Source organism: Stieleria sp., from assembly GCF_041595215.1.
In the GTDB taxonomy this organism is placed as follows: domain Bacteria; phylum Planctomycetota; class Planctomycetia; order Pirellulales; family Pirellulaceae; genus Stieleria; species Stieleria magnilauensis.
Map to the genome: position 1 here is coordinate 1 of NZ_JBFHKV010000224.1, position 9,385 is coordinate 9,385.

The 9,385-nt window shown below is 59.8% G+C and carries 8 protein-coding genes; 2 read left to right on the top strand and 6 right to left on the bottom strand.

Annotated elements, in window-relative coordinates:
• Positions 1–174 precede the first annotated feature (174 nt).
• The 4 genes from ABX749_RS11010 to ABX749_RS11025 all read right to left on the bottom strand — a co-directional run bounded on the left by ABX749_RS11010 (position 175) and on the right by ABX749_RS11025 (position 3,330).
• Positions 175–1,038, bottom strand: a complete 864-nt coding sequence (locus ABX749_RS11010; protein ID WP_372896024.1) for an alpha/beta hydrolase — start codon at positions 1,036–1,038, stop codon at positions 175–177.
• Positions 1,039–1,275: 237 nt separating this feature from the next.
• Positions 1,276–1,761 (bottom strand): TadE family protein, encoded by a 486-nt coding sequence (locus ABX749_RS11015; RefSeq protein ID WP_372896025.1) that lies wholly within the window; start codon positions 1,759–1,761, stop codon positions 1,276–1,278.
• Positions 1,762–1,773: 12 nt separating this feature from the next.
• Entirely contained in the window at positions 1,774–2,907 is a 1,134-nt protein-coding gene (locus tag ABX749_RS11020) for a VWA domain-containing protein (protein ID WP_372896026.1), read from the bottom strand.
• Between the two features lie 3 nt (positions 2,908–2,910).
• Positions 2,911–3,330 (bottom strand): TadE/TadG family type IV pilus assembly protein, encoded by a 420-nt coding sequence (locus tag ABX749_RS11025; protein ID WP_372896027.1) that lies wholly within the window; start codon positions 3,328–3,330, stop codon positions 2,911–2,913.
• 266 nt (positions 3,331–3,596) lie between these two features.
• Here ABX749_RS11025 and ABX749_RS11030 point away from each other — a divergent pair, with 266 nt between their 5' ends.
• Positions 3,597–4,265: an MIP/aquaporin family protein gene (locus tag ABX749_RS11030; protein WP_372896028.1), complete on the top strand. Its 669-nt coding sequence runs from the start codon at positions 3,597–3,599 to the stop codon at positions 4,263–4,265.
• A gap of 115 nt (positions 4,266–4,380) precedes the next feature.
• Here the strand turns inward: ABX749_RS11030 and ABX749_RS11035 are convergent, their stop codons facing one another.
• Both ABX749_RS11035 and ABX749_RS11040 read right to left on the bottom strand, forming a co-directional pair.
• The gene (locus ABX749_RS11035; protein ID WP_372896029.1) at positions 4,381–6,258 is read right to left on the bottom strand and encodes a DUF1549 and DUF1553 domain-containing protein; all 1,878 of its coding nucleotides are present in this window, start codon (positions 6,256–6,258) and stop codon (positions 4,381–4,383) included.
• Positions 6,255–7,670, bottom strand: coding sequence for a DUF1501 domain-containing protein (locus tag ABX749_RS11040; protein ID WP_372896030.1), 1,416 nt, complete (start codon positions 7,668–7,670; stop codon positions 6,255–6,257). The genes ABX749_RS11035 and ABX749_RS11040 overlap by 4 nt, the downstream gene beginning before the upstream one ends.
• Before the next feature lie 305 nt (positions 7,671–7,975).
• Here ABX749_RS11040 and ABX749_RS11045 point away from each other — a divergent pair.
• Positions 7,976–9,385: DUF1549 domain-containing protein (locus ABX749_RS11045; RefSeq protein WP_372896031.1), on the top strand; the 1,410-nt coding region annotated here is incomplete at its 3' end.

The following is a 9,385-nucleotide window of genomic DNA, read 5'->3' on the forward strand; positions in this document are numbered from 1 at the left end:
AGATTGCCGGTTTGAGACGCCGGTAGGACCGATACGATCCGCGATCGACATTCACAACTACCACGCTCTCATCTGTACGGTCGCGCTCTCATCCGTGGGTTCGCGCTGCCATCCGTGGGTTCGCGCTGCCATCCGTGGGCTTATGTCCCACCCTGTATCCCTCGACGATGCATTTCACCGATCGTGTGTTTTCACGAAGCGGAGCAGCAGCGGATGGGCGGGGCCGGCCATTTGGCCGTGGTCGTAGCCGTCGAGTTCATAGAGTTCGGTGTCGGGGTGCCCGACGACTTGCATCATCCGCCACAGGTAGGCGTTTTCTTCGTAGCGACCGAGCATTTCCAGCTCACGGTCTCCGGTGATCAACAGCAGCGGTGGGCAATCGTCGCGGACGTGATACAGCGGTGCCATCTCGTCCACGACCGGTTGTTTGCCGTCGATGCCCCGTTCGGCGCGGACGGTGAAGTGGGTGATGGTATGGCCGCTGTAGGGGATCAGTCCTGCGATGTCATCGGCGTCGATGTCGTGCGCGGCCAACCAGCGTTTGTCCAGGCCGAGCATGCTGGTCAGGTAGCCGCCGGCGGAGTGTCCGCTGATGAAGATCTTTTTGTTTGAGCCGCCATAGTTTTCGATGTTCTTGAATGTCCAAGCGACGGCCGCCGCAGCGTCTTCGATGTACGCGGGCGAAGTGACTTTGGGATGAAGTCGGTAGTTGACGGCAACGACGGCGATGCCCTGTTCCTTGAGTTCCTTCGGCACGGATTTTTTGCCACCTTTTAATCCGCCGCCGTGAAACCAGACGACTGTTGAGAAACCGGTTTTGGATTCGGGAGCGTAGACGTCCAGTCGGCAACGCTCACGCATGTAGTCGGTCAAATTCTCGCCGCTGCGATAGGGGATGTCCTGGTCGGTTTGGTAGCTCGTTTGTTTGACGAGCTGGTCCTGCGAGACCGCCGTTGCGGCGAAGCAGAATGACAGGACACACAGCGAGACGACGCATCGGGCCCCGCGGAGTGAGCAGGCGGAAGAGAAGATCGTCATGGTGTTGAATTCACTCGGAGGCGGGGGTGACATTGTCTCGTCGGCAGGGGGAGGAGCACGAGCCTGTCCATTGAAGCCCGTCGGTATCAGCCAAGCGGCCACGCGACGTCCCGCGCGCAGGCGTCTACGGCTGACCAGATCGCGTTGATCTTGGAGCATCCATTCGATCAACCGACTCGCAAGCATGTTGCGGTAGAGAAGGAGGCCAGTCAAGAGCGCCGGAACCACGTTTCGCAACTAGAGGCCGGCAGTGTTGTTCTGCATCCTTTCTTTCTTGGCGCCCAAGTCCGTTAAGGCGGACAGTTTGATAAGCGGTGGTCGTTCGCACATCAACGTCACTTCGCTGTTGACGACAAAGTTCGCGAATTGAGTCGGTGCGATCCATGAGTTGTGATTGACAGGGATGCTGACCGAAACGGTAATCAACGCGGTTTCGTCGGTAATGTCAGTGGGCGTGACTTGGATGTCGACGAGAGAGAATCCGGCGTCGTCGACGAGTTGCTGTGCTACCTGTTCCGCCTCCGCTGCCGTTGCTCCCGGCACCATCGCCGCGCGAGCCGCTTCGTATGCCGCGGTGTCGGCGGTATGCTGTAGCATCAACACGCGGCTGACTTCGAACATGAACGCGAAGAACAACAGGATCAGCGGAAATACCAACGCAAATTCGATCGTCGTTGCGCCGCGTGGTTTTCGTTTGTGCGAGAACGACTGCGTAGGTCTCATGGTGCTGCCGCGTTAAAACGTGATCAAGGTGGGGAGGCCACGGGCGATGTCTTCGAATACTTGATTGAGCTGAGCACTGTCATTTGCATGGTAGTGTTTGCCGGCGCCGGCATCGGCGACTTCTTGCATGGTCGTTGTATCGGCCTCGTCAGAGAACGTCACGGTGTAGACCATGACATGAGCTTCGGCTGCCATCCGTGCGGCCGACACGGGTTCGGTTCCGGTGGTCGACAATCCGTCGCTCATCACGACCATGACTTTGGCAGCCCACGGTCTGGCCAGGTTTTTTTTCTGAACTGCGGCGCTGCCCTTGGTGATCCCTTCACCAGTATTCGTACCGCCCCCACTAAAGTGGTTGCTATGGTGATCGAGGGCAGCACGAATGCTGTTGTAGTCATGGGTGAGGTCCACGTCGACGGTTGCTTTGGAGGCATACGTCGTCAATGTCACCATTTCGTCATGGTGGGACTGTTCCATCACACTCAAGAACGTGTCGACGGCGGCGACCGTGTCCAGCCAGCGGGAATGAGGCGGAACCGGATCGCCGAATGCCCAGTCGTCATCTGCGGCATCCGGGCCGCTCCCGTCGGCTTGTTCTGAGGCGGAGTAGGCCATTGATCCGGAGCGATCGATCACCAAAGCGATGTCCAGTTCGACCTTGGTGGCAATCGCTGTCTTCATCGGGCGGGGCTGGATCGGCACGCCCATCGATGGGAACAGGAGCGGAACGAGATGGGTTCCGTTCGTTTCAACCTTGACCGCATTGGGATGATTGCCCGGTCCAAAGTTGTAGCGTTCCATTTCGGAGTGGCGAGTCGAGACTCCGAAGACGATCTCGGTTTCACTCAAGGCCAGCGTTTGGTTGGCATACGTGTTCGCGTTGAGCATTTGCTCGGCGGCGATGACAGCTTGCTGCTGGTCTCCGGTCACAGCCAGCGTCCGTCCGGCGGCACGGGTGGCGACGTCCAATGAAATCTGCAGCTCCGTTCGAGTCAGTTCCATGTAGACGATGTTGATCATGAAGGCGGCAACGGCAATCATCACGGGCATCAAGATCGCCAACATGGCCATCGTCGCTCCACGCCGCAGGTGTCTGCGATGGCGGGCCTGAATGCGTTCGCGTGGAGGATTGACTGTTGGAACCATGGACTAATACTCCATCATGATGGATACAGATTCCGAGACCGTCGAACTGCCGTAGATCCAGGATCCGACCAGTGCGTTCTCTGATGCAGGGGCTTCGACCGTCGTGATGAAAATCTCTCCGTAGTTGAGAGTGGACGGATCCGCCGGTGTGCAATGGAGCGTGTAGTTGGAGATGTTGCGGCCCATCAGCAGGACATCGCATTGATCCTGTAAGTCTGCCACCGTCACTTCGGGAACGATCGCGAGCCGGGCACACTCGTATGCGGCCACTTTGAGCGATTGCCGCAGATAAATCATCCGACAGGTTTCGATCGTGCCCATCGCGATCAGCAGGAACACGGGCAGGCAAACCGCAAACTCGATCATCGCCGCCCCCTTGCGGCGGCGTCGGACAGCAGAGCGGATTCGAGACAATCGTTTCACGTCAGGGTTCTGCGGCGAAGTCAAAAGAGGGGGCAGGTTTCAATTCGATGAAAGGCTAGGTCAGGTGTGGGGGGGGACACGCCTGATCGATGATCAGAATGACAAAACTGGCACACGCCGCGATCCCGGTTATGCCGCATCCACGGGTTGGCCCGTTTTTGCGTCTTTCAATCGCTTGGCCGACAGACGGGCCGCATCGTCCGCCTGGGGTGGTATCATCTGCCGTTGCTTAGACGATTCCTCCTGGCCGTGCAGCGTTGGTGAAGATGAAAAAGTATGTCGCCGAAATGATCGGCACGTTCGTGTTGGTGTTTGTCGGAACCGGTTCGGTGGTGGTCGACAACGTGACCGACGGCGGCGTGACGTTGGTCGGCATCGCCCTTGCCTGGGGGCTGGTCGTTTCGGCGATGATCCATTCGATCGGCGATATCTCTGGCGCCCACATCAATCCCGCCGTGACGATTGCGTTCTGGGTGGGGCGACGATTCGAAGGGAAACACGTGATCCCGTACATCATCAGCCAATGCGTCGGCGCGCTGCTGGCCAGCGTGTTGCTGCGGGTTTTATTTCCAGATCAAGCCAGCTTGGGGCCGACGCTGCCGGCAGGAACGTGGTGGCAATCGTTCATTTTCGAAATCATCTTGACGTTGATTTTGCTGTTCGTCGTGCTCAACGTCAGCACCGGTGCGAAAGAAAAAGGGATCACGGCGGGGCTGGCCATCGGCGGCGTGATCTCCTTCGAAGTGCTCTGCGGTGGGCCGATCAGCGGGGCCTCGATGAATCCGGCTCGTTCGATCGCACCGGCGCTGGTCGGAAACCAGTTGGAATCCCTGTGGATCTATCTGACCGCTCCGGTCATCGGCGCCGTCCTGGCCGTGCCGATCTCCGCGTACCTGCGCTCCGGTGATTCAGAGGCGACCGACAACACCGGCTAACTGAATTCGCGTGTGACACCCGGACGCTGGCGCGAAGGGGCTGATGTCTATCGATGATCAGCCGTTCAATGCGGGGTCTGCGTGACAGGTGTGCGGTGCAGAGCCAGTCGCAGAATTAATCCACGTACAAGAACTCGTTCGAGTTCAACATCGCTCGGCAAAGATCTTTCAGCGTAGCACCGCTGGCCAAGAACTCCGTCGCGTTCGTCACTTCCTCGCCATCGGGGTGTCGCGAATAGAGTCGCATGTAGAGCGAATCGATCTGTGATCGCAGGTCCGGTTGGCCGGCGGACACGACACTTGCCAATCGCTGCGACGTCTTCATCACAAACGCGGAATTGAGCAGCACCAGCGACTGGATGGCGGTGGTGGACTGGTTTCGTCGCGCGCACGGTTGATCGGCGGTGGGACGATCGAAGGTCGCAAAGAAGGGGAAACGCAAATTCCGTCTGGCGAAAATGTAGATGCTGCGACGCTCATGGTCAGCCTTCGACGGTGTCTCCTTCCATTGTCCCGACTTCAGCGTCTTGACCATTTCCACCGGCAATGCGGGCCGCACGCCGGGACCGCCCATCTCATGATTCAGCGATTCACTGACGGCCAGCAATCCGTCTCGGATCGCTTCGGCATCCAAGCGGCGGCGAGGGAAACGGCTGAGCAACTGGTTGTCGGGGTCGGCCGCCAGCGCACGATCCCAAGACTCGCGATCGGAGCCCTGTTTCGGCCGCGTGCCGGACACTCGATAGACGCTGGACATCACGATCATGCGATGGATTCGTTTGGTGCTCCAGTCTTCCCGTATCAATTCATCGGACAGGTAGTCGAGCAATTCGGGGTGCGTGGGACTGTCCCCCATCACGCCGAAGTCACTCGGTGTCGCCGTCAATCCGGTGCCAAAGTGCTGTTGCCAAATTCGATTGACGATCACGCGGGCCGTCAGTGGGTTGGATCGATCGGTCATCCAATCAGCCAACTCGGTGCGTGGCGAGGCGTCAGGCGACGGCACCGTCCCCGCATCATTGATGACCCGGGGAAACGCCGGTTCCAGCGGGGCGCCCGGTCGGCGCCAATCGCCGCGGATCATCAGATGGGTTTGCGGGTAATCACGATGGGACGCCAAGACGCTGACCGACTTGTTCTGTTCCAGGCGGATCGCTGAATCGAAGAACGCCCGCAGCCGATAAAAATCCGCTTGGCTGATCGCGTCGTACTTGTGGTCATGGCACTGGGCGCAGCCGAACTGCAATCCCAGCATCACGGCCCCAACAGTCGACGTGATCTCATTAAGCAAGACGTGGCGTCGTTCGTCCATCGAGTTGATGTCGGGCATGTCGGGGCCTGACAAACAAAATGCCGTTGCCAGCGTCGCTTGTTCCCCGCCGGATTCCACCTGGTCGCCGGCAAGTTGCCAGCGGATGAACGTGTCATAGGGCATGTCGCGGTTGATCGCATCGATCACCCAATCGCGATACTTCCAGGCCTGGTCACGGATCTTGTCGTGTTCGTATCCGTCGGTGTCGGCATAGCGTGCCAGGTCTAACCAGAATTGTCCCCAGCGTTTCCCGAACTCAGGTGACGCGAGCAACGAATCGACCAGTCGCGAGTAGGCATCGGGCCGCGGGTCGTTCACAAAGTCTTGGACTTGATCGACCGTGGGCGGCAAACCGGTCAAGTCCCAACACAGCCTGCGGATCAAGCTGGGCCGATCCGCAGGCGGCGCCGGTTGGAGGGAGTCCTTTTCCAATCGCGCCAGGATGAACCGGTCGATCCCCGTCCGCGGCCAATCGGTTTGCACCACCACGGGCACGGCGGGACGCACGATCGGATCATAAGCCCAGTGGTCGCGGTCGAAGTCCGAGATTTCGTCTTCTTCGATTTCGGCGACTGCGTCATCAACCGGTTGGTCTTCCGCGTCGGTCGCCCTGGCGGTCGGGGTCCACGGCAGCAGCGGGAAGATAGCAAGCAACGCCATCAGCAGGGTCAATCGCCTCATGAGAGCAGACCCTCGACGATGTCGACTTCACTGGGGCCGGTCAGACGCTCGTCCAGTCCGTTATGGAAGTAGGTCAGGTCGCGGTGATCGAGTCCCATCAAGTGAAGCAACGTGGCGTGGAACTCGTTGACGTGCACTCGATCTTCGGCCGCCCGCAGCCCGACTTCGTCGGTCGCGCCGTAGGCACGTCCGCCGCTGATGCCGGCCCCGGCGATCCATCCACAGTAACCCCACGGATTGTGATCGCGGCCCTTGCCTTGTTCGCTCATCGGCATGCGTCCGAACTCGCCGCACCAGACGACCAGGGTGTCATCGAGCAATCCCGATCGCTTCAGGTCTTTGAGCAGCGCGGTGACCGGTTTGTCGGTTTTGGCGCAGTACTCGCTATGGTTCTTGTCGACATCTTGATGCGCATCCCAGCCGTTGGTGTCGCCCGAATAGACTTGGACCATCCGGACACCGCGCTGGATCATGCGCCGGGCCAGCAAGCAGCGCTCGCCAAAGTCACGTGTTGTCTTGTCGTCGATCCCGTACATCGAAAGCGTTGCGGCCGACTCCTGTGAAAAATCAACGGCTTCGGGTGCGGCCGATTGCATCCGAAACGCCAGTTCGTACGCATCGATTCTGGCGGCCAGGTCGTCGTCCTGTTCACGTCCGACCAAATGGTTTTGATTAAGTTGTTGAATGAAGTCCAGTGTTGAACGTTGACGGAGATCCGAAACACCGCTCGGCGGCGCCAGGTTGAGGATCGGCGTTTTACCCGGACGCATCGTTGTTCCTTGATAGGTCGCCGGCAGATAGCCGTTGCCCCAGGCCGACGGTCCACCCTTGAGTCCGCCGCCTGGGTCGGGCAACACCACAAAGGCCGGCATGTCCTCGTTCTCGCTGCCCAGTCCGTAGGCCAGCCAGCTGCCGAAACTCGGATGCCCCATCAAGATGCTGCCGGTGTTCATTTGGTACACCGACTGTGGATGATTGACGCTGTCTCCATGCAGTGACCGGATCACACACAAATCGTCGGCGACGGTGGACAGATGCGGCAGGAAGTCAGAGATCGGCAACCCCGATTGGCCACGCGGCCGGAACGGACGGACCGGGCCGAGCAGTGGATTGTTGGCGACTTTGCGACGCGTCATCACGGAACCAAAACTGTCCGGAAGCGGCTGTCCGGCGTACTTGATTAGATCCGGCTTGGGGTCAAACAGGTCGACTTGGCTGGGGCCTCCATGCATGAACAGCCAGATGATTCGCTTGGCCCGCGGTCGGAAGTGGGGCTGGCGAATCGAGCCGTCGGGGTTTCCCGCAAAGCCGTCAGCGGATAGCAGTGAAGCCAGCGCGATCATCCCGGCTCCGCCACCGGCAGAACGCAGAAAGTCACGGCGAAGTGATCGATGGGGCGGATGTTGGTTCATGTGGCGTATCTTAGCCGATGTTTTGGGCGACTGCTAATTCGAAGTCCGCAACAACGCGCGTCAACACTGTTGGTGCTCAGGCGTTAGCCCAATACCGGCAAGTTAAGACAAGCGGAGGAGCCCGGACGCTGGCGCGAACCGGCTGATGTCAAACGATGATCAGCCGTTTGGCGCGAGCCTACGGGCCTCAACGGTGCTTGCGTCGTTTGATGTCCGGGCGAGGATCGGCCGGAAAAAACAAACGACACATCCGCGGCCGATTCGGTTAAACTAATCCTTCCCACCTCCAACCGATGCGTCTCCCCGTGCGTCCAAGCTCCCTCCCCCAAGTCATCGCGTTCCTCGTTCTCGCAGCCCCGTCGATGTCGGCTGCGATCGCGTCCGACGATGTCGATTATCTGACCCAGATCAAACCGCTGCTCAGCGAGAAGTGTTACTCCTGTCACGGCGTGTTGAAACAAGAGTCCGGCCTGCGTCTGGAAACGCGATCCCTGATGATCGACGGCGGTGCCCTTGATCCAGGCGATCCGGATGCCAGCGAACTGTTGGCGCGAATCACCGCCGACGAAGACGAACGCATGCCGCCGGCCGAAGACGGTGCCGCTTTGCAACCCGACCAGATCGAATTACTTCGCCGTTGGATCGAACAAGGGGCCCGAGCGCCGGAGGAAACGCCGCCTCCGGCGCCGACCGAACATTGGGCGTTTCAACCGATCACACGGCCGACGCTGCCCGAGTCGCCCGGTCAGGCCGATCACCCGGTCGATGCATGGTTGACCGTCAAGCGGGTCGCCGGCAGCGTTCGTCCCGTCGGCCCGGCCGATCGATCGATGATCATTCGGCGGCTGTATTTAGACCTGATCGGATTGCCGCCCACGACGGAGCAACTGCGAGACGAGCGTGCTTGGCAACAAATCGTCGACGACCTGTTGGCTCGCGCTGAACATGGTGAACGTTGGGCGCGCCATTGGATGGACGTTTGGCGGTACAGCGATTGGTACGGCTTGGGCCAGCAAATTCGATACAGCCAAAAACACATCTGGCGTTGGCGCGATTGGATCGTCCGTTCGCTCAATGATGACAAGGGCTATGACCGGATGGTCTCGGAGATGTTGGCCGGGGACGAATTGGCGCCCACCGATCCCGATGCGATCGCGGGGACGGGCTACCTGGCAAGAAGCTACTACCTGTTCAACCGGACGACTTGGTTGGACAGCACCATCGAACACACCGGCAAAGCGTTTCTGGGCCTGACGTTGAATTGTGCCAAGTGCCATGATCACAAGTACGATCCGATTTCGCAGCTGGATTACTACCGTTTTCGGGCGCTGTTTGAACCGCACCAGGTCCGCTTGGATCCGATCCCCGGCGTGACGGATTTCGAGAAAGACGGACTGCCGCGGGTGTTTGACGATTCGGTCGACCGACCCACGTTCGTGCACCTCCGCGGCGACCCGATGAATCCGGACAAGGAGAATCCCGTCCGCCCCGGCGTGCCCGCGATCCTGGCCGACTTTGCGGCCCCGGTCGAACCGGTGAAGTTGCCTCCGGCCGCGTTTGCCCCGGGCACCCGATCGTACGTCCAGCAAGCGGCGATCCAGAAAGCCGAATCAGAAGTTGAATCCGCCGAGCGAGAACTGGCGGCGGCCAAGAAGCGTCTGGCCGATCAGCCGGGGGCGGAGCCGGACACGCTTCCGGTTGAGGACCCATCATGG